The organism is Geothrix terrae (assembly GCF_022808775.1).
GTDB lineage: Bacteria > Acidobacteriota > Holophagae > Holophagales > Holophagaceae > Geothrix > Geothrix terrae.
Map to the genome: position 1 here is coordinate 127,827 of NZ_JAKZLA010000003.1, position 17,447 is coordinate 145,273.

Here is a 17,447-nt window from a genome sequence, read left to right on the forward strand (position 1 = left end):
TGGAGCCAGCCATGTCACGCCTGAAAACCCGCCTGCTGGAAAAGATCCAGGAGCACCGCCCCCGCACGCAGAAGCTCACCAAAGAGTTCGCGGACGTCGTCATCGACCAGGTGAACATCGGCCAGGTCATCGGGGGCGCGCGCGACATCCATGCGCTGGTGACGGACATCTCCTACCTGGATCCCCAGGAAGGCATCCGCTTCCGCGGGAAGAACATCCCCGAGACCTTCGCCGCGCTCCCCAAGGCCAAGGGCGGCGAGTACCCGACGGTGGAATCTTTCTGGTACTTCCTGCTGACGGGCGAGATCCCCACCCAGGCCGAGGTGGACGAGGTGCTGGCAGACTTCCAGAGCCGCTCCAAGGTGCCCGCCTACGTCTTCGACATGCTGAAGGCCATGCCCAAGGACAGCCACCCCATGGTGATGCTGTCCGCGGCCATCCTCTCCATGCAGAAGGAGAGCCAGTTCGCCGCGAAGTACCACGAGACCAAGAAGACCGACTACTGGGAGAACATGTATGAGGACGCCACCACCCTGGTGGCCCGCCTCCCCGAGATCGCCGCCTTCATCTACCGCTACAAGTACAAGAACGGCGACATCATCGCCCCCAAGGCCGGCCTGGACATGGGCGCCAACTTCGCGCACATGATGGGCATCGCCAAGCCCTATGACGACGTGGCCCGGATGTACTTCATCCTCCACAGCGACCACGAGAGCGGCAACGTCAGCGCCCACACCACCCACCTGGTGGCCTCCGCCCTGTCCGACGCCTACTACAGCCTCTCCGCCGGCATCAACGGCCTGGCGGGCCCGCTGCACGGCCTGGCCAACCAGGAAGTGCTGGACTGGATCATGCAGTTCCAGAAGCAGATGGGCGGCGCGGAGCCCACCGAGGAGAACGTCAAGAAGGCCCTGTGGGACACCCTCAACTCCGGCCACGTCATCCCCGGCTACGGCCACGCCGTGCTGCGCAAGACCGATCCGCGCTACACCGCGCAGATGGAGTTCTGCCTCAAGCACCTGCCCACCGACCCGCTCTTCAAGCTGGTCAACATGATCTACAAGGTGGCCCCCGGCGTGCTCACCGAGCAGGGCAAGACCAAGAACCCCTGGCCCAACGTCGACGCGCAGAGCGGCGTGATCCAGTGGTACTACGGCCTGAAGGAGTACGACTTCTACACCGTGCTCTTCGGCGTGGGCCGCGCCCTGGGCGTGCTGGCCAACATCACCTGGGACCGCGCCCTGGGCTACCCCATCGAGCGCCCCAAGTCCGTCACCACGGCCATGCTCGAGGACTGGGCGGCCAAGGGTGGACGGAAGTAGCTGTCAGCCATCAGAAGCAGAAAAAGGGCGGGCCAGCTGGCCCGCCCTTTTCTTCTGCGCGGAGATAATCAGCCGCGATTCGTGGCGCTCGCCTTCACGAAGGCAGTGAACAGCGGGTGGGGATTCAGGGGGCGGCTCTTGAACTCGGGGTGGAACTGGCAGGCCAGGAAATAGGGGTGATCCTTCACTTCCACGATCTCCACGAAGACGCCGTCCGGGCTCATGCCCGTGAAGCGGAGGCCCTTGTCCTCCAGGGCCTTCCGGTACTCGTGGTTGAACTCGTAGCGGTGCCGGTGCCGCTCGCTGATCTCCGTGCTGCCGTAGGCCTTCGCGGCCTGGCTGTCCGGCGCAAGGCGGCAGGGATACGCGCCGAGGCGCATGGTCCCGCCCAGCTCCTCCACGTCCACCAGCTCGCGCAGCTTGAAGATCACGCGGTGCTTGGGCGCGTCGTCGAACTCGGTGGAATCGGCGCCCTCGAGTCCCGCCACGTTCCGCGCGAACTCCACGGACGCCATCTGCATGCCCAGGCAGATGCCGAAGAAGGGGATCTTGTGCTCGCGGGCGTACTGGATGGACTTGATCATGCCCCGGGTGCCGCGCACGCCGAATCCGCCGGGCACGAGGATGCCGTGGCAGTCCTGGAGGAAGGCCGCCGGATCCTGATTTTCCAGTTCCTCGGCCTCGATCCACTTGAGGTCCACGTGGGTCTCCAGCCCATAGCCGGCGTGGTGGAGGGCCTCGATGAGGCTCTTGTAGCTCTCCTTGAACTCCACGTACTTGCCCACGATGCCGATGCGCACGCTGCCCTTGGGGTTGCGGATGCGCTGGAGGAGGTTCTGCCAGGCACTCAGGTCCGGCTCCTTCTCGCCGAGGCCCAGCAGCGCGGCGACCTTGGCGTCCAGGCCCTCCAGGTGCAGGTTCAGGGGCACCTCGTAGATGGAGTGGGCGTCCCGGCAGCTGAACACGGCATCCGGCGTCACGGAGCAGAACAGGGCGATCTTGTCCTTCAGGTCGCGGGGGATGTCCTGCTCCGCGCGGCAGAGCAGGACGTCCGGCTGGATGCCCAGCGCCCGCAGCTCCTTCACGCTGTGCTGGGTCGGCTTCGACTTCAGCTCACCCGCGGCCTTGATGTAGGGCACATAGGTGAGGTGCATGTTGAGGGCGTTGGCCTTCATCTGGGTATCCAGGCCCACCTCCAGCTTGAACTGCCGGATGGCCTCCAGGAAGGGCTGGCTCTCGATGTCGCCCACCGTGCCGCCGATCTCGATGATCACCACGTCCATGTCCTTGGCGACCTTCTTCATCACGCCCTTGATCTCGTCGGTGATGTGGGGGATCACCTGCACGGTCTTGCCCAGGTAGTCGCCGCGCCGCTCCTTCTGGATCACGGTGTTGTAGATCCGGCCCGTCGTGATGGTGTGGTTCTGCGTGGTGGGCACCGAGGTGAAGCGCTCGTAGTGGCCCAGGTCCAGGTCCGTCTCCGCGCCGTCGTCCGTGACGAACACCTCGCCGTGCTGGAAGGGCGACATGGTTCCCGGATCCACGTTGAGGTAGGGATCCATCTTCATGAGCGTGACCTTCAGCCCCCGGGCCTCCAGCAGCGCGCCCAAGCTGGCCGCCGCGATCCCCTTGCCCAGCGAACTCAGCACACCACCGGTCACGAACACATACTTAGTCATGGGAGCTCCTGGAATCGGCAATGGGGGGGATCACATCTCCTCCGGGGCCTGGATGCCCATGAGGTAGAGGCCCTGGCGGAGGGCGCGGGCGGTGGCGACGCAGAGGGTGAGGCGCGCGTCGCGGACGTCTGGCGCGTTCTCCGGGGCGAGGATGGGGCAGTTGGTGTAGTAGCCGCTGAAGGACCGGGCCAGGGCCACCAGCTGGCGCGCGAGGGGCGTGGCCATGCAGCCGTCCGCCACGGCGGCGATGGCGCCGGGCAGGCCCGCCAGCTCGAAGAGCAGGGCCTGGGCCTCGGGCGCGGCCAGGCCGGCGAGCTCCGCGGGCACGGCCGATCCCGGGAAGACCAGGGAGGGGCCGTCCGCCTCGGCCTGGGCCTTCGCCGCCCAGTCGCCGCCGGCCTTCCGCAGTACGCTCATGATGCGGGCGTGGGCGTACTGCACGTAGGGGCCCGTGTCGCCGTCGAGGGCGATGACGCGGTCCCAGGTGAAGGTGATGGGCTTCACGCGGTCGTTCATGGCGTCAAAGAACACGACGGCACCCATGCCCAGCATCTCGGCCACGGCCTCCTTGTCCTTCAGGTCGGGGTTCTTCTCCGCGATGATGGCCGCCACGCGCTCGTGCGCCTCGTCCAGCACGTCCTCCAGGAAGATGACATTGCCCTTGCGGGTGCTCATCTTGCCTTCGGGCAGCTTGATCATGCCAAAGGGCGTGTGCAGCATGCGGCCCTTGAACCAGGGATCCAGCTTGTCGAGGACGGCGAAGATCTGCTGGAAGTGCAGCACCTGGTCCGTGCCCACTACGTAGAGGCAGCGGTCGAAGGCGTAGGCCTGCTTGCGGTACAGGGCCGCCGCCAGGTCGCGGGTGGCGTAGATGCTCGTGCCATCCGCCTTCTGCACCAGGCAGGGCGTGCTGATGCCCACATCCTCCAGGTCCACGATGCGGGCGCCGTTGTTGCCCTCCACCAGCAGACCTGCCTCCTCGAGCCGCTTCATGGTGGGAACCAGCTGGTCCTCGTAGAAGGCCTCGCCCTGCTCCAGCGTGTCGAAGCTCACGCCCAGGCGGTCGTAGATGCGCTGGAACTCGCGCAGGGAGATCTCCCGGAACCAGCTCCAGAGGCGGCGCGCTTCAAGGTCGCCCTCCTCCAGGCGCCGGAACCAGCCGCGGGCCTCGTCGCGCATGGCCGGGTCGTTCTCCTCCTCGGCGTGGAAGCGCACGTAGAGCTGGAAGAGGCGGAACAACGGCGTGCGGCGCTTCTCCGGCGCGGGCTCGGCCCAGTCGAAATCCTGCTCCAGATCCGCGTTCCCGTCCTGGGCCCAGCGGGTGTAGGCGGCCAGCAGCGTGCCGAACTGTGTGCCCCAGTCGCCCAGGTGGTTGAGGCGGATCACCTCGTAGCCGAGGAACTGGTGGGCCTGGGCCAGGGTGTGGCCGATCATGGTGGAGCGCAGGTGGCCGATGGTGAAGAGCTTGGCGATGTTGGGCGAGCTGTACTCGACGATCACCTTCTTGCCGTTGGCCGGCCGCGAACCGTAGGGCCGGCCCGCGGGCGCCTCCAGGATGGCCCCCAGCACGGCCTTGGCGCGGGTCTCCGGAGCCAGCTTGAGGTTCAGGTAGGGGCCGGCGGCGATCAGCGTGGCGCCTTCGATGGCGATGGAAGCCGCCAGCTCCTGCGACAGCTGCACGGGGTTCTTCCCCACCTGCTTGGCGGCGCGGAAACAGGGGAAGGCCAGGTCCCCCAGCTCGCCGGACTTCGGCCGCTCCAGCGCGATCTCCACGCCGGGAAGGGCCGCCGCCAGCCGCTGTTCGAAGGTGTGTCGCAAAGCATCCATCAGGGTCAGTCCTCAGTCCTTAATCGGCCAGCTCGGCCAGGGCCTTCTCGTAGTCCTCGGTCTTGGGGGCCACGCCGTGCCAGCCGGCCTGGTTCTCCATGAAGCTCACGCCCTTCCCCTTCACGGTCCGGGCGCAGATCATGGCGGGCTGGCCCTTCACCGTCCGGGCCCAGGCCAGGGCCTCCAGGATCTGGGTGAAGTCGTGGCCGTCGATCTCCTTCACGGCCCACCCGAAGGCACGCCACTTGTCGGGCACGGGGTTGATGTTCATGACCTTCTTCACGTCGCCGTCGATCTGCAGGCCATTGAGGTCGTGGAAGACGCAGAGGTTGTCCAGCTTGTGGTGGGGCGCGGCCATGGCCGCTTCCCAGATGACGCCCTCCTGGCTTTCGCCGTCGCCGATCACGCAGTAGACGCGCTGGGCGGCCTTCTGCACCTTCAGGCCCAGGGCGATGCCCACGGCCTGGGGCAGCCCCTGGCCCAGGCTGCCGGTGGTGACCTCCACGCCGGGCGTGTAGTGGTTCTCCGCGTGGCCCTGGAGCTTCGTGGGGTACTGGCGGAAGGTCTCCAGCCAGGCCTTCGGGAAGAAGCCCTGGTCCGCGAGGAGGGCGTACTGGGCGGGGCAGGCGTGGCCCTTGGAGAGTACGAAGCGGTCGCGGGCCGGGTTCGCGGGATCCTCGGGGAACACGGTCATCTCGTGGAAATAGAGCGCCACGCCGATGTCGATCCAGCTCAGGCTGCCGCCGGGATGGCCGCTCTGGGCCTTGTAGACCTGCAGCAGCACGTCCCGGCGCAAGGCTTTCGCCTTCGCCGCCAGATCCACGACGGACTCCAATTTCTTCTGAGGCATGACCCCATCCTTCCCGGGAGGCCATTCGCCTCCGACTAGGATGCCCTAGGGAGGGGTGCTCCGGAAGGGGGCGAATGGGCCTTCAGCCCCGCCTTTTGCCCTTGACCATCAGGCATTTTGCGATAGGATGGTCTTTCGCGCTTCCCGGGGTTTCCAGGGGAGCTGGAGATCCCGCCCATGGCCAACCACAAGTCCGCTGCCAAGAAGGCCCGTCGCGATGCCGAGGCTCGCCTCCGCAACCGCAGCAACCGCTCGACCCTGAAGACGGCCGTCAAGAGCTTCCTGGCCCTCATCGCCGGCGGCAACAAGGCCGAGGCCGCCAAGCAGCTCCCCCTGACCCAGGGCCTGGTGGACAAGGCCTGCCGGAAGGGCGTCATGCACAAGAACGCCGCCGACCGCACCAAGTCCCGCCTGGCCGACAAAGTGAACAAGCTGGCCTAACGGCTGCTCTGATATATCGACAAGGACCCGGCTTGGCCGGGTCCTTTTGCATGAAGGTGTAACCAAGCACCCCCCTGCTCCGTGAGGTGGGCAGGAGGTTCACATGCAACGGAAGACCGACGTCGTCGTCATCGGAGGGGGATTGGCTGGACTCATGGCCGCCCTCACGACCGCCCGGGCGGGCAGGAGCACCCTTGTGCTGGAGCGAGGCGAGGCCTTCGGGGGCCGCGCCCAGACCCAGGATTGGAATGGCTTCCACCTCAACCTGGGGGGTCACGCCCTCTACAAGGCGGGTCCGGGCTACGCCCTGCTTCGAGACCTGAACCTCCTGCCCGAGGGGGCGGAACCGAAGCCCAAGGGCCTCACCCTGCGGGAAGGCCGATTGAACCTCCTGCCCGTGGGTCCCCTCTCCATGCTTTCGACGGGTCTGCTGAGCTGGAAAGAGAAGAGGGCCTTCCTCTCCCTCATGGGCCGCCTGTCGAAGGCGGATCTGCGAGAGGCCGCCGATCTCACCTGCCGTCAGTGGTTGGAACGGCACGTCTCTGATCCTCGGCTGCGACAGGTCATGGACGCCACCCTGCGCACGAACGCCTACGCGGGGGACCTGAACCGCTTGCGGGCCTCTACGGCCCTGCGCCGCATGCAGCAGAGCCAGAAGGGCGTCTTTTATGTCCACGGCGGATGGGCCCGCCTCGTGGAGCGCCTCGCCCGGGCCGCCGAAGCCGCAGGGGCGGCCCTGAAAGGCGGCCAAGCCGTGGCGGGCGTGGAGGCCCACGGCGAGGCCCGCCTGGTTCGCACGAAATCAGGGGATACCTACGAAGCCAGCGAGGTCATCCTCGCCCTTCCTCCCGCCGAGACCCTCGACCTGCTGCCCTCGCCTGCGGCCTCGCGGCTGCGTGCCGTCCTCGGCGAGGCGCGGGCCGTCACGGTCTCCTGCCTGGATCTCTGCCTCTCGCGGTTGCCGAACCACGCCGTGAACCTGGGCCTCGGCATCGACGCCCCTCTTTTCATGGTGGCCCAATCCGAAGCGGCCCACATCGCGCCTGAAGGCGCCGCCCTCGTCCACCTGGTTCGCTACCATGAGGGCCGTCCCGGGGAGGAACCTGCCGCGATGCGCTCGCAATTGGAAGCCTTCATGGATCGGCTGCAGCCGGGGTGGCGGAAGGTACTGCTCCACGCCCGCTTCCTCCCCAGCGCCCCCGTCGCCTCCGTGCTGGACGAACCAGGCCGGCGGCGGCCCGTCTCGGAGGATCTCGGCCTTCCAGGTGTCCACCTCGCCGGGGACTGGGTGGGCGAAGTAGGCTGGCTGGCGGACGCGAGCCTGGCCAGTGGCCATCGTGCGGGCCTGGCCGCGGCGGCCATGGCGGCCTGCGCCTGATGGAGGCCGCCATGCTCACGGAGGCCTTCGAGGCGCACCGGCGCCTCCTGTGGAGCCTCTCCTACCGCATGACGGGCTGCGTCGCCGACGCGGAAGATGTCGTCCAGGAGACCTACCTCCGCGCCCTGGAGCGGCCGCCCAAGGATACGGCCGCACCGCTGAAGCCCTGGCTCGTGGCGGTAGCGGTGAACCTCGCCAAGGATCTGCTGCGCCGCCGGCGCTCCCAAACCTACCCCGGCATCTGGCTTCCGGGCCCTGCGCCGCTGGAAGTGGAAGCACCTGCGGTGGCGCCGCCTCAGGAATGTTTCGACCTGCTGGAGAGCGGTTCCTACGCCTTCCTCGTCGCCCTGGAAAAGCTCACACCCCAGCAACGCGCGGTCTTCCTGCTGCGCGAGGTTTTCGACCACTCGGTGCAAGAGGCGGCGGCGGCCCTGGGGCTGAGCGAGGCCAACGTGAAGGTGGTCCTCCACCGCGCGAAGAAGGCCCTGCAGCGCCCCGCCTATCCTTCGAAGGCGCAGCGGGAGCTCACCCAGCGCGCCCTGATGGCCTTCCAGCAGGCCCTCGCCCAGCAGGACCTGGCGGCGTTGGAGGCCCTCTTCGCGCCCGAGGTGAAAGCCTGCGGAGACGGCGGTGGTGTCTACGCCGCGGGCAAGGCGCCGATCGTCGGCGCGGCTGCGGTGGCCCGCTTCTTCGCGGGCCTCCCGAAGCTGGGCGCGGACCTCCGGTTGGAGCTGCAGGAACTCAATGGCCTGCCCGCCCAGGTGGGCACCTGGACTCCGGCCAACGCCCAGGTGGCGCCGCGGTGGACCCTGCATTTGGATGTGGACGGAGAGGGCCGTATCCTTTGGCTGAGGGCCGTCGCGGCGCCCCGTAAGCTCACGGCCCTCGGCTAAGGTGCTTTCATGCCCATCGTCCTCCTCGTCCAGGCCCCCGCGCCCGAGACCCAAAAGATCGAGGCGCTCATCAAGGCCATTGAGGCCCTGCAGGGCCAGGCCCTGTTCCTGCGCAACGGCTCAGAACACGACGCCAAGGCCGCGGGAGACCACCTGCGCCTGAAGTGGAAGAATGCCGGCAAGCGCGTCCAATCCGCGGCGGACTTCATCCGCTATTGCGGCACGGGCAGCTCCCTGAGCGGCCAGCCCTACAGGATCCGCTACAAGGACGGCCGCGAGGTGACGAGCGCGGACTTCCTCTGGACCGAGCTGAAGAGGCTGGACCCCTCGATCAAGTAGCCCAAGGGTCGGGCACACGGACCTCACCCTTCGGGACGCGGGCCCAGCCGAAGTGGGGGATCAGGTCGGCGGCGGCGCAGGATTCGGGCCGGTCCAGGCAGCCCAGGCTCCAGCCCAGCCAGCCCAGGATCTCCGGCACGGCCACCCCCCGCCCCGCCAGAGCCTCGACGCCCAGCGCTCCAGCCCGCTTGCCCAGGCGACCCCCGTCCGGCGCGGCCACCAGGCCCAGATGCGCGTAGGCGGGGCGCGGCAGGTCCAGGGCCTCCTGCAGGCGGATCTGGGTGGCGGTGACGGGCCGCAGGTCCGCGCCCCGCACCACCTCCGTCACGCCCTGGGCCCCGTCGTCCACCACCACCGCCAGGTGGTAGGCGAAGCAGCCGTCCCGGCGGAACAGGAGCGGATCACCCGTGAGGGCGGCGGGATCGTCCGCCTGGGGCCCGAGCACGCGGTCCTCCCAGGTCACCGGACCTTCCGGCAGCCGAAGTCGCAACGCCCGGTCAAAGCCCTCCCAGGCCCGGTCCCGGCAGCGGCCGGGATAGGGCCGCAGGCCGTCCTCCGCATGAGGGGCGGAAGCCAGCAGCTGCAGGTCCCTGCGGGTGCAGGCGCAGGGGTACAGGCGCCCGGCCGCGTGCAGCGCCGCCAGGGCCGCGCGGTAGGCCGCGCCGCGTTCGGACTGCCAGATCACGGGCGCGTCCGACACCAGCCCCAGGGCCGCCAGGTCCCGCAGCTGCGCCTCGCCCAGGTCCCGGCGGCAGCGGGGACCGTCCACGTCCTCCAGGCGGATGAGCCAGGGGCCCCCCGTCGCGCGCGCCGACAGCCACGAGGCCAGCGCCGTGCGCAGGTTTCCCAGGTGCAGGATGCCCGTGGGCGAAGGCGCGAAGCGGCCGAGGGTCATGGGTGATGGGAAGCGATCGGCTATCAGCTACCGGCTGTCAGCTCTCAGGTGAAAGCTGACAGCTGAGAGCTACCATCCCAGCAGATACGCGAAGATCAGCGGGGCCACGATGGTGGCGTCGCTTTCGATGATGAACTTGGGGGTGTCGATGCCCAGCTTGCCCCAGGTGATCTTCTCGTTGGGCACGGCGCCGGAATACGAGCCGTAGCTGGTGGTCGAGTCGCTGATCTGGCAGAAGTAGCCCCAGAGCGGAACCTCGGTGAGCTCCAGGTCCTGGTGCAGCATGGGCACCACGCAGATGGGGAAGTCGCCGGAGATGCCGCCGGCGATCTGGAACATGCCCAGGGGCGAGGTCTTGGTGACCTCCTGGTAGTGCTTGGCCAGCCAGGTCATGTACTCGATGCCGGTGCGGACCGTGTGGACGTTCTTCACGTCGCCGCGGATGACGGCCGCCGCGAACATGTTGCCCAGGGTGCTGTCCTCCCAGCCGGGAACCACGATGGGCACGTTCTTCTCGAGGGCGGCCAGCATCCAGGAGTGCCTGGGGTCGATCTGGTAGTACTGCTCGTACTTCCCCGATCGGAGCACCTTCTGGAAGAACTCGTGGGGGAAGTAGCGTTCGCCCTTGGCGTCGGCCTCCATCCACACCTCGAGCATGGCCTTCTCCATGCGGCGCATGGCCTCCATCTCGGGGATGCAGGTGTCCGTCACGCGGTTCATGTGGCGGTCCAGGAGGGCCTTCTCGTCCTGGGGCGTCAGGTCGCGATAGTGGGGCACGCGCTCGTAGAAGTCGTGGGCCACCAGGTTGAAGATGTCCTCCTCCAGGTTGGCGCCGGTGCAGACGATGAGGTGCACCTTGTCCTGGCGGATCATCTCGGCGAAGGAGAGGCCCAGCTCGGCGGTGCTCATGGCCCCGCCCAGGGTCACCATCATCTTGCCACCCTTCTCCAGGTAGACCCGGTAGCCCTCGGCGGCATCCACCAGGGCCGCGGCATTGAAGTGCCGGAAGTGGTGCTTCACATAGCTGCCGACGGGTCCGAGCTTGGGCGTGGACATAAATCCTCCGAATCCTTCCATTGTGCCAGCGGCCCCATCCGGGTCCGAGGGCAGATTGCGACCCTACACCCCCTCCCAAAAGCTCGTCCCAAAAGGAAGCGCCCGGAGGTACGGGCGCTTCGTGAGGGTAGATTTGGCGGGGTTTCGAGTGGTGGGGCGTTTCAGCGGGAGCCCCGCGAACGGGACTGGGATCGATTGGTGGGACGGTTGGTGGCGGGAAGCCCTTGCGGGCACCTCGCCGACCATTCTATCACCGCCCGGCCCCCGGGACCTCAAAGGCTCCCGGCACCACGCCGCCCCGGGTCCAGTTCGCGAAGGTCAGCTCCGCTTTGCCACCGCCAGCCTCCTCGATCTCCAGGCGCGACAGCACGGGCTGGCCATGGGTCTGGACCGGCGGGCCAAAGCGCGCCGTGCGGGCCAGGCGCCCGGAGGCCAGCCGGAATTCCGCCTTCAGGGGCAGCGAGCCCTCCTTGGCCACCCACAGGACCACCTGACGGGCGCTGAGGGCGGGCCGCCTGGCCGCCAGGTCCAGCCGCCAGCAGGCTCGGTCCTCCAGGGAGGTTTCCGTCACCTCCCGCACCGCATAGTCATCCCGGAACCGCGTGCGGGCCACGTCTCCGCCCGCGGCGGGGCCCATGAGGCGCTGCTGGGGCGAGACCTTCACCGGCCGCTTCGTGCCGGGGAGCAGCAGCCACATCTCGTCGCCCAGGAGCAGCACGGCGCGGCCCTTCTCCTTCTCGGAGAGCCCGTCCAGCCGGGCGTCGCCGTTCTCGCGGGCCGACACCTTCCACCGCTGGACCACCCCCGGCGCCTTCATGGCGAGCTCCACCGTGAAGGCGGGCCAGGGGTGGCGCAGGCGGTCCACCCGGCCGAGGATCTCCCCGCCCTCCGGAGCGGGGCTCTGCGCCAGGACAGGCAGGGCGGCGGCGAAGAGCAGGGCTGTCCGCATCAGCGGCGCCCGTAGTCGTCCTGGAGCCGCTCGATGTCCGCCTCGTCGAAGGTGCCCAGGCTCACCTCCAGCACGCGCACCGGATGGAGGGCGCCGGCATCGCAGCGCAGGCGGTGGGTGCTGCCCTGGGGCAGCCAGACCTCCTCGCCCACGGTGGGACGCAGCTCCGCGCCATCGCGGTCCACCACCACGCCCGGATCCAGGGCCACCCACAGCTCGCCGCGGTGCGCGTGGCGCTGGAGGCTGAGCTTCTGGCCCGGGTTGCAGGTGAGGATCTTCACCGTGCAGGGCGTGTTGAGGGCGTACTGGTCAAACGAGCCCCAGGGCTTGTCTACGTGGAGGGTGTCGGGTCGCTGCATGGTCTCTGCTCGCTGGAAAGGTCCGTTCATCATCACCGCTCGGCTCGCCTCGCGGGGGGCTCCGGGACTACCCCCGGATCGCACGCCACGCCTGTGGCGCGCTCCCGCTCATCCTCCGGATTCGCGGACGGGGCCCCGTCCCCAGGGCTTGTCTATGTGGAGGGTGTCGGGTCGCTGCATGGGTCGGTCCTCGGTCCTCAGGTTTCAGTCTCGGGTCTAGAGCAGATCCTCGCGCCCCTCGGCCTTGAGGCGCTCGACGATCTGCTTGACGGTCTGGGCGCGGTCGCGGTGGCAGATGAGGAGGGCATCGTCGTCGTCCACCACGATGAGGTCGTCCACGCCACTGGCGGCGATGAGGCGCTTGCCCCCGAAGAAGGCGCTGTTGCGGGTGTCCAGGAGCAGGGTCTCGCCCTGGCTCACGTTGCCTTCGGGATCGGTCTCCTGGAACTCGATGGCCGCGGGCCAGGAGCCCACGTCGGACCAGCGGAAGCGGGTGGGCACCACCGCCACCGTCTCGGCCTTCTCCATGAGCGCCACGTCGATGGCCACCTTGGGCAGCTGGCGATAGGCGGCACCGAGGGCCGCCGGATCGGCGCCCGCCTCCACCCAGGCGTCCAAAGGCTTCAGCACTTCCGGCGCATGCTTCGCCAGCCCCTCGCGGAAATCGGCCAGGGTCCACACGAACATGCCGGCGTTCCAGTAGTGGCGGCCGGATTCGAGGTATTGGACCGCCACCTCCACCGGCGGCTTCTCGCGGAAGGCCACCACCTTCTGCACGGGGCCGTGGCCCTCGGATTCGATGTAGCCGTAGCCCGTCTCCGGATAGGTGGGCTTGATGCCGAAGGTGACCAGCTCATGCTCCCAGGCGGCGTGCTTCACCGCCGTGTCCAGGTCCTCCAGGAACAGGTCCCGATCGCCGATCCAGTGGTCCGCCGACAGCACGGCCATGACGCCATGGGGCACCTTCCGCTCGATCTGCACCAGGGCCAGGGCCAGGCAGGGGGCGGTATTGCGGCCCTCGGGCTCCACGATCACGTTCTCCGGTGGCAGCTCGGGCAGCATGCGGCGCGTCTCGGCGGCCAGGTCCTCCGTGGTCACCACGAAGATGCGCTCGGGGGCCACATGGCCGTCCAGGCGGCGCACGGTCTGATGCAGCAGGGTCTCCGTGCCGACGATGGCCAGGAACTGCTTGGGGCGGGCGTTGCGGCTGCGGGGCCAGAACCGGGTCCCCCGCCCCCCGGCCATCACGACGGCGACCAGGGAATCCTTGTGGCTATCCGACATCACCTGCCTCCTGCAATCCTGCCACCTTCCAGGGGAACATGGGCCCCGCGCCCCTCACAAGCCATCTAGCGTGAAAGGATGTCCACCAGATCGCTCAGGTCCTCCGGAGGCGCAGGCGGAGAATCAAGGATGCGGGCCAGGGGCTGGACCGCGAGGGCCCCGGCCACCTCGCCGAGGTAGAAGCCCCCCTTCCCTGCATCGAGGAGCCGCACAGCCTCGGCGCCCCAGCGGCAGCCCCAGATGCGGTCCAGGGCCGAAGGGCTCCCGCCCCGCTGGATGTGGCCGAGCACCACCACACGCAGATCCAGGCCGTAGTCCCGGCGGAGCCGGTCGCCCACGGCCACGGCGCTGCCCAGGCCGTCGCCTTCGGCCACCACCACGATGGAGCTGCGCTTGCCCCGCAACCAGTTGGCGTTGAGACGCGCCACCAGGGCCTGGTAGGAGCCGTCCGGCGACTCGGGATACAGCACGGCCTCGGCGCCGCAGGCCAGGGCCGTGTGGACGGCCAGCATGCCGGAGCTGCGTCCCATGACCTCCACCAGGAAGAGCCGGCCGTGGCTGGAGGCCGTGTCCCGGATGCGGTCGATGGCCTCCACGGCGGTGTTCAGGGCGGTGTCGAAGCCCAGGGTGCGGTCCGTGCCGGGCAGGTCGTTGTCGATGGTGCCCGGGATGCCCGCGCAGGGGACACCTTGTTCCCGGTGGAGGGCCTCGGCGGCCCGGAAGCTGCCATCGCCGCCGATGACCACCAGGGCCTGGATGCCCGCTTCCCGCAGGTTCTCGGCGGCCTCGGCACGCCGGGCCGCCCCGTGGAACTCCGGGCAGCGGGCCGTGTGCAGCACCGTCCCGCCGCGCTGGAGGATGTTGGCGCAGGCGCGGCTGGGCATGGGAGCCCAGTCCTTTTCCAGCACCCCCTGGAAGCCGCGCCGGATGCCCCAGGCCTCATGCCCCAGGGCGTCCGCCTGGCGGACCGCCGCGCGGATGGCGGCATTCATGCCCGGAGCGTCCCCCCCGGAGGTGAGGACGCCGATCCTCATTTCGCCTTCCGGTGGGCGGGCAGCTTGGAGCGGGACACGGAGCCCCTGCCCTTGGCCGAAGCCGCCTTGCTCCGCTTGCGGACCTTGCCCTTGACCCGCCGGCCTTTCCGCGTGTCCTTCACGTGGGCTTCCGGCGGCGGCAGGGGTGGCGGCTCGACGATGCCCCTGGGCACCGGTGGGAGATCCCCCTCGGAGATCCCCTGGGCCGAGGCCCGCTGGGCCCGGATCTTCATCACGGGATCGTCCTGGGGCCGCGGGGCGGCCACCAGCCCCAGGGCCAGGCTGCTGATGAACAAGACGCGTCGCGGCATGATCCCTCCTGTAATCAATTATCGCGCATCCGGACGGATGCGGCGCTCCACCTCTCCTGTGCGCCGCGTTTTGGATTCGTCCCCCCGGCCCCCCTCGCGATAAACTTGCTGATTCAGGGATCAATCCCGGCCCGATCTCAACAAGTCCGGAGTTTTCATGACCATGCAATCCGGTTCCGCCCCCGTGGACGGCACGGCCCTGGCGGCCTGCCTCCAGCCCTTCCCCGCCTCCACCAAGATCCACGTGGCCGGCAGCCTCCCGGGCGTCCGGGTGCCCTTCCGGCAGGTCCAGCTCCAGCCCACCCGGGATTTCCAGGACCGCCTCACCGAGAATCCGCCCGTGGTGCTCTACGACACCTCGGGCCCCTACACGGATCCCGCCGTCACCATCGACGTGGCCAAGGGCCTGACCCCCCTGCGCCAGGACTGGATCCTGGGCCGCGGCGACGTGGAGGCGCTGCCCGGCGCCACCAGCCTCTACCGCAAGCTCCGCGAACGGGACCAGGAACTCGACGCCATCCGCTTCCACGCGGACCGCAAGCCCCTGCGCGCCAAGGCCGGCCGCAACGTCACCCAGCTGCACTACGCCCGGCAGGGCACTGTCACCCCTGAGATGGAGTTCATCGCCATCCGCGAGAACCTCGGCCGCGAGGCCGCGGGCATCAAGAGCCGCATCACGCCCGAGTTCGTGCGCGACGAGGTGGCCAAGGGAAGGGCCATCATCCCCGCCAACATCAACCACCCGGAGACCGAGCCCATGATCATCGGCCGGAACTTCCTGGTGAAGATCAACGCCAACATCGGCAACTCGGCCGTGGCCTCCAGCATTGAAGAAGAAGTCGAGAAGATGGCCTGGTCCATCCGCTGGGGCGCCGACACGGTGATGGACCTCAGCACCGGCAAGAACATCCACGAGACCCGCGAGTGGATCCTGCGCAACAGCCCCGTGCCCATCGGCACCGTGCCCATCTACCAGGCCCTCGAGAAGGTGAACGGCAAGGCCGAGGACCTCACCTGGGAGATCTACCGCGACACCCTCATCGAGCAGGCCGAGCAGGGCGTGGACTACTTCACCATCCACGCCGGCGTCCTGCTGCGCTACGTGCCGCTGACCGCCAAGCGCGTCACCGGCATCGTCAGCCGTGGCGGCAGCATCATGGCCAAGTGGTGCCTGGCCCACCACCGGGAGAACTTCCTCTACACGCACTTCGAGGACATCTGCGAAATCATGAAGGCCTACGACGTGGCCTTCTCCCTGGGCGACGGCTTGCGTCCCGGTAGCACGGCGGATGCCAACGACGAGGCCCAGTTCGGCGAGCTGGAGACGCTGGGCGAGCTCACCAAGATCGCCTGGAAGCACGATGTGCAGGTGATGATCGAGGGCCCCGGCCACGTGCCCATGCACCTCATCCAGGAGAACATGACCAAGCAGCTCGAAGTGTGCGATGAGGCGCCTTTCTACACGCTGGGCCCCCTCACCACGGACATCGCGCCGGGCTACGACCACATCACATCGGCCATCGGCGCCGCCATGATCGGCTGGTACGGCTGCGCCATGCTCTGCTACGTGACGCCCAAGGAACATCTGGGCCTGCCCAACAAGAAGGACGTGAAGGACGGCGTCATCACCTACAAGATCGCCGCCCACGCCGCGGACCTGGCCAAGGGCCACCCCGGCGCCCGCCTCTGGGACGACGCCATGAGCAAGGCCCGCTTCGAGTTCCGCTGGGAGGACCAGTTCAACCTGGCCCTGGACCCCGACACCGCCCGCGAGTTCCACGACGAGACCCTGCCCGCCGAGGGCGCCAAGACCGCCCACTTCTGCTCCATGTGCGGGCCGCACTTCTGCTCCATGAAGATCTCGGACGACGTGAGGCAGTACGCCGAAGCGCACGGGTACAACGAGGAAGAGGCCTTGAAGAAGGGCATGGAGGAGATGGCGGAGACGTTCGTCCAGAAGGGCGCCGAGGTCTATCAGAAGGCTTGATCCGCTCCCTGTGGGGCCCCAGTCGGGACATCGCCCCGCGCTGTCCGCTCCTGACCCACATGGTCGAGAGGTCTATCAGAAGGCCTGATTCCCGCCACCAGGCGTCACGAAAAAGCTCCGCCGCTGGCGGGCTTTTTCGTAGGCGGACGCGTATGATCGGAGCGGTTCCATCACCCCAAGGAGGCAGACATGGCCGCGAAGAAAATCCTCATGCTCGTGGGCGATTTCGGGGAGGACTACGAAATCATGGTGCCCTTCCAGGCCCTGCTGGCCGTGGGCCACACGGTCCACGCCGTATGCCCCGACAAGAAGGCCGGCGAGTCCGTGGCCACAGCCATCCACGACTTCGAGGGCCACCAGACCTACTCCGAGAAGCCCGGCCACCGCTTCGCCCTCAACGCCACCTTCGCCGACATCAAGCCAGACCAGTACGACGCCCTGGTGATCCCCGGCGGCCGTGCCCCCGAGTACCTGCGCCTCAACCCCAAGGTGCTGGAGATCGTCCGCCACTTCTTCACCGCCAAGAAGCCCGTGGCGGCCATCTGCCACGGCGCCCAGATCCTCTCCGCCGCGGGCGTGCTGGAGGGGCGCACCTGCTCGGCCTATCCCGCCTGCCGCGCGGAGGTGGAAGTGGCCAAGGGCAAGTACGCCGACATCGCCATCGACGGCGCCATCACGGACGGGAACCTGGTCACCGCCCCCGCCTGGCCCGCCCATCCCGCCTGGATCGCCCAGTTCCTGCAGGTGCTCGGGACCCGCATCACGCTTTGACCCGCAGTCGGGCGCCAATTACCTGTTGGCAGACCTTTCTCCCGCCCTCATACTGATGGGCCACAGGATCTT

Annotated in this window: 17 protein-coding genes; 7 read left to right on the top strand and 10 right to left on the bottom strand. The window is 68.3% G+C overall.

Annotated elements, in window-relative coordinates; genetic code table 11:
- The first annotated feature begins 11 nt into the window (after window positions 1-11).
- Window positions 12-1,322 (top strand): citrate (Si)-synthase, encoded by a 1,311-nt coding sequence (locus tag MLE42_RS06555; RefSeq protein ID WP_243287084.1) that lies wholly within the window; start codon window positions 12-14, stop codon window positions 1,320-1,322.
- A 68-nt stretch (window positions 1,323-1,390) separates the two neighbouring features.
- On the opposite strand, the gene MLE42_RS06560 is transcribed toward MLE42_RS06555, so the two are convergent.
- From MLE42_RS06560 to MLE42_RS06570, 3 genes are read right to left on the bottom strand one after another with little or no spacing between them, the layout of a single operon-like run.
- Window positions 1,391-3,001 (bottom strand): CTP synthase, encoded by a 1,611-nt coding sequence (locus tag MLE42_RS06560; protein WP_243287085.1) that lies wholly within the window; start codon window positions 2,999-3,001, stop codon window positions 1,391-1,393.
- A 30-nt stretch (window positions 3,002-3,031) separates the two neighbouring features.
- On the bottom strand, window positions 3,032-4,828 hold the full coding sequence (argS, locus tag MLE42_RS06565) for an arginine--tRNA ligase (RefSeq protein ID WP_243287086.1): 1,797 nt from the start codon (window positions 4,826-4,828) through the stop codon (window positions 3,032-3,034).
- A 19-nt stretch (window positions 4,829-4,847) separates the two neighbouring features.
- Window positions 4,848-5,678, bottom strand: coding sequence for a transketolase (locus tag MLE42_RS06570; RefSeq protein WP_243287087.1), 831 nt, complete (start codon window positions 5,676-5,678; stop codon window positions 4,848-4,850).
- Window positions 5,679-5,855: 177 nt separating this feature from the next.
- Here MLE42_RS06570 and rpsT point away from each other — a divergent pair, with 177 nt between their 5' ends.
- The 4 genes from rpsT (at window position 5,856) to MLE42_RS06590 (ending at window position 8,729) form a co-directional block, all read left to right on the top strand.
- On the top strand, window positions 5,856-6,119 hold the full coding sequence (gene rpsT / locus MLE42_RS06575) for a 30S ribosomal protein S20 (protein WP_243287088.1): 264 nt from the start codon (window positions 5,856-5,858) through the stop codon (window positions 6,117-6,119).
- Between the two features lie 103 nt (window positions 6,120-6,222).
- Complete coding sequence (locus MLE42_RS06580) at window positions 6,223-7,497, top strand: phytoene desaturase family protein (RefSeq protein ID WP_243287089.1); 1,275 nt, start codon at window positions 6,223-6,225, stop codon at window positions 7,495-7,497.
- Between the two features lie 11 nt (window positions 7,498-7,508).
- The gene (locus MLE42_RS06585; protein WP_243287090.1) at window positions 7,509-8,390 is read left to right on the top strand and encodes a sigma-70 family RNA polymerase sigma factor; all 882 of its coding nucleotides are present in this window, start codon (window positions 7,509-7,511) and stop codon (window positions 8,388-8,390) included.
- Between the two features lie 9 nt (window positions 8,391-8,399).
- Window positions 8,400-8,729 carry a DUF5329 family protein gene (locus MLE42_RS06590; protein WP_243287091.1) on the top strand — a complete coding sequence of 110 codons (330 nt, stop codon included), beginning with the start codon at window positions 8,400-8,402 and terminating at the stop codon, window positions 8,727-8,729.
- Here the strand turns inward: MLE42_RS06590 and gluQRS are convergent.
- From gluQRS to MLE42_RS06625, 7 genes are all read right to left on the bottom strand, one after another.
- On the bottom strand, window positions 8,722-9,624 hold the full coding sequence (gene gluQRS / locus MLE42_RS06595; protein WP_243287092.1) for a tRNA glutamyl-Q(34) synthetase GluQRS: 903 nt from the start codon (window positions 9,622-9,624) through the stop codon (window positions 8,722-8,724). The genes MLE42_RS06590 and gluQRS overlap by 8 nt on opposite strands.
- A gap of 69 nt (window positions 9,625-9,693) precedes the next feature.
- Window positions 9,694-10,680 carry a deoxyhypusine synthase family protein gene (locus MLE42_RS06600; protein WP_243287093.1) on the bottom strand — a complete coding sequence of 329 codons (987 nt, stop codon included), beginning with the start codon at window positions 10,678-10,680 and terminating at the stop codon, window positions 9,694-9,696.
- Between the two features lie 250 nt (window positions 10,681-10,930).
- Window positions 10,931-11,629, bottom strand: a complete 699-nt coding sequence (locus MLE42_RS06605; RefSeq protein WP_243287094.1) for an outer membrane lipoprotein-sorting protein — start codon at window positions 11,627-11,629, stop codon at window positions 10,931-10,933.
- On the bottom strand, window positions 11,629-11,988 hold the full coding sequence (locus MLE42_RS06610; RefSeq protein ID WP_243287095.1) for a phosphomannose isomerase type II C-terminal cupin domain: 360 nt from the start codon (window positions 11,986-11,988) through the stop codon (window positions 11,629-11,631). The genes MLE42_RS06605 and MLE42_RS06610 overlap by 1 nt, the downstream gene beginning before the upstream one ends.
- Window positions 11,989-12,204: 216 nt before the next feature.
- Window positions 12,205-13,272, bottom strand: coding sequence for a mannose-1-phosphate guanylyltransferase (locus MLE42_RS06615; protein WP_243287096.1), 1,068 nt, complete (start codon window positions 13,270-13,272; stop codon window positions 12,205-12,207).
- 65 nt (window positions 13,273-13,337) lie between these two features.
- Window positions 13,338-14,306: an ATP-dependent 6-phosphofructokinase gene (locus MLE42_RS06620; protein WP_243287097.1), complete on the bottom strand. Its 969-nt coding sequence runs from the start codon at window positions 14,304-14,306 to the stop codon at window positions 13,338-13,340.
- Window positions 14,303-14,617: a hypothetical protein gene (locus tag MLE42_RS06625; protein ID WP_243287098.1), complete on the bottom strand. Its 315-nt coding sequence runs from the start codon at window positions 14,615-14,617 to the stop codon at window positions 14,303-14,305. Before MLE42_RS06625 ends, MLE42_RS06620 begins: the two co-directional genes overlap by 4 nt.
- A gap of 157 nt (window positions 14,618-14,774) precedes the next feature.
- Here MLE42_RS06625 and thiC point away from each other — a divergent pair, with 157 nt between their 5' ends.
- Entirely contained in the window at window positions 14,775-16,604 is a 1,830-nt protein-coding gene (gene thiC, locus MLE42_RS06630) for a phosphomethylpyrimidine synthase ThiC (RefSeq protein WP_338029964.1), read from the top strand.
- A gap of 189 nt (window positions 16,605-16,793) precedes the next feature.
- On the top strand, window positions 16,794-17,375 hold the full coding sequence (locus MLE42_RS06635) for a DJ-1/PfpI family protein (protein WP_243287099.1): 582 nt from the start codon (window positions 16,794-16,796) through the stop codon (window positions 17,373-17,375).
- Window positions 17,376-17,447: the final 72 nt, after the last annotated feature.

What these genes read in the sequence shown, in the direction of transcription:
- MLE42_RS06555 (WP_243287084.1), top strand. Translation starts at nt 12, where the DNA reads ATGTCACGCCTGAAAACCCGCCTGCTGGAAAAGATCCAGGAGCACCGC.
- MLE42_RS06560 (WP_243287085.1), bottom strand. Translation starts at nt 3,001, where the DNA reads ATGACTAAGTATGTGTTCGTGACCGGTGGTGTGCTGAGTTCGCTGGGC.
- argS (WP_243287086.1), bottom strand. Translation starts at nt 4,828, where the DNA reads ATGGATGCTTTGCGACACACCTTCGAACAGCGGCTGGCGGCGGCCCTT.
- MLE42_RS06570 (WP_243287087.1), bottom strand. Translation starts at nt 5,678, where the DNA reads ATGCCTCAGAAGAAATTGGAGTCCGTCGTGGATCTGGCGGCGAAGGCG.
- rpsT (WP_243287088.1), top strand. Translation starts at nt 5,856, where the DNA reads ATGGCCAACCACAAGTCCGCTGCCAAGAAGGCCCGTCGCGATGCCGAG.
- MLE42_RS06580 (WP_243287089.1), top strand. Translation starts at nt 6,223, where the DNA reads ATGCAACGGAAGACCGACGTCGTCGTCATCGGAGGGGGATTGGCTGGA.
- MLE42_RS06585 (WP_243287090.1), top strand. Translation starts at nt 7,509, where the DNA reads ATGCTCACGGAGGCCTTCGAGGCGCACCGGCGCCTCCTGTGGAGCCTC.
- MLE42_RS06590 (WP_243287091.1), top strand. Translation starts at nt 8,400, where the DNA reads ATGCCCATCGTCCTCCTCGTCCAGGCCCCCGCGCCCGAGACCCAAAAG.
- gluQRS (WP_243287092.1), bottom strand. Translation starts at nt 9,624, where the DNA reads ATGACCCTCGGCCGCTTCGCGCCTTCGCCCACGGGCATCCTGCACCTG.
- MLE42_RS06600 (WP_243287093.1), bottom strand. Translation starts at nt 10,680, where the DNA reads ATGTCCACGCCCAAGCTCGGACCCGTCGGCAGCTATGTGAAGCACCAC.
- MLE42_RS06605 (WP_243287094.1), bottom strand. Translation starts at nt 11,629, where the DNA reads ATGCGGACAGCCCTGCTCTTCGCCGCCGCCCTGCCTGTCCTGGCGCAG.
- MLE42_RS06610 (WP_243287095.1), bottom strand. Translation starts at nt 11,988, where the DNA reads ATGCAGCGACCCGACACCCTCCACGTAGACAAGCCCTGGGGCTCGTTT.
- MLE42_RS06615 (WP_243287096.1), bottom strand. Translation starts at nt 13,272, where the DNA reads ATGTCGGATAGCCACAAGGATTCCCTGGTCGCCGTCGTGATGGCCGGG.
- MLE42_RS06620 (WP_243287097.1), bottom strand. Translation starts at nt 14,306, where the DNA reads ATGAGGATCGGCGTCCTCACCTCCGGGGGGGACGCTCCGGGCATGAAT.
- MLE42_RS06625 (WP_243287098.1), bottom strand. Translation starts at nt 14,617, where the DNA reads ATGCCGCGACGCGTCTTGTTCATCAGCAGCCTGGCCCTGGGGCTGGTG.
- thiC (WP_338029964.1), top strand. Translation starts at nt 14,775, where the DNA reads ATGACCATGCAATCCGGTTCCGCCCCCGTGGACGGCACGGCCCTGGCG.
- MLE42_RS06635 (WP_243287099.1), top strand. Translation starts at nt 16,794, where the DNA reads ATGGCCGCGAAGAAAATCCTCATGCTCGTGGGCGATTTCGGGGAGGAC.